This is a genomic window from Sphingomonas sp. STIS6.2, assembly GCF_000732685.2.
GTDB lineage: Bacteria > Pseudomonadota > Alphaproteobacteria > Sphingomonadales > Sphingomonadaceae > Sphingomonas > Sphingomonas aerolata.
Map to the genome: position 1 here is coordinate 1 of NZ_JPDP02000099.1, position 1,309 is coordinate 1,309.

Below are 1,309 nucleotides of genomic sequence, written 5' to 3' on the forward strand. Positions count from 1 at the left end.
CGCGACCTGCACGACATCGTCACCTGCATCCGCGAAGGGACCAGCATCCACAAGGCCGGTCGCCTGCTCGCCGCCAATGGCGAACGCCATCTGAAGGACACAGACGAGATGGCGCGGCTGTTCCGCGATCGTCCCGATGCGGTCGGGCAAAGCGCCCGCCTGATGGCGCGGATCGCGTTCTCGCTCGACGACCTGCGCTACGAATATCCGCACGAGCCTGTCCCGCCGGGATGGGAGGCGCAGGACTGGCTCGAACATCTCGTCTGGCAGACCGCGCTCGAACGCTATGATGACCGCGTACCCGACAGGATGCTGGCGCTGCTCCATGAGGAGTTCACGCTGATCCGCGAGAAGAACTACGCCTATTACTTCCTGACCGTCTCCGACATCGTCCGGTTTGCGCGCAGCTGCGACCCGCCGATCCTGTGTCAGGGGCGCGGCTCGGCGGCCAATTCGGTGGTCTGCTATCTGCTCGGTGTCACCTCGGTCGATCCGATGAAATACGACCTGCTCTTCTCGCGCTTCGTGTCCAGCGAACGCGACGAGCCCCCCGATATCGACGTCGATTTTGAGCATGAACGGCGCGAGGAGGTGATGCAGTATATCTATCGCCGCTATGGTCGCGACCGCGCGGCGATCGCCGCGACGGTCATCCATTATCGCCCCAAGAGCACGGTGCGCGAGGTCGGCAAGGCGCTGGGCCTGACCGAAGACGTGACGCAGAAACTGACAAGCACGGTCTGGGGCAGTTTTTCGAGCCGGTTCGACGAACGCCGCTTCACTGAAACCGGGTTCGATCCCGACAATCCCGAGATCGCGCGGCTTCGCGAGATGGTCGACCGGCTGCTCGAATTCCCGCGGCATCTGTCACAGCATGTCGGCGGGTTCGTGCTGACGCAGGGACGGCTCGACGAAATGGTGCCGATCCACAACGGTGCGATGGCGGACCGCACCTTCATCGAATGGGACAAGGACGATATCGACGCGCTGGGGCTGATGAAGGTCGATATCCTCGCGCTCGGCATGCTGACCTGCATCCGCAAGAGCTTCGACCTGATGCGCGAGCATGGCCACGGCGATCACCTGCTCGACACGATTGCCGTCGCCGAGGACGACCGTGTCTATGACATGCTGTGCAGGGGCGACAGCATCGGCGTGTTCCAGGTCGAAAGCCGCGCGCAGATCAACATGCTGCCGCGCCTGCGTCCGCGCAAACTCTATGATCTGGTCGTGCAGGTCGCGATCGTCCGCCCCGGACCGATCGAGGGCGACATGGTCCATCCCTATCTCCGCCGCCGCAGCGGCAAGG

At 63.7% G+C, this 1,309-nt stretch carries 1 pseudogene; it reads left to right on the forward strand.

From position 1 onward, the window contains the following. Positions 1-1,309, forward strand: a pseudogene (locus sphst_RS12540) (error-prone DNA polymerase); the annotation flags it as partial.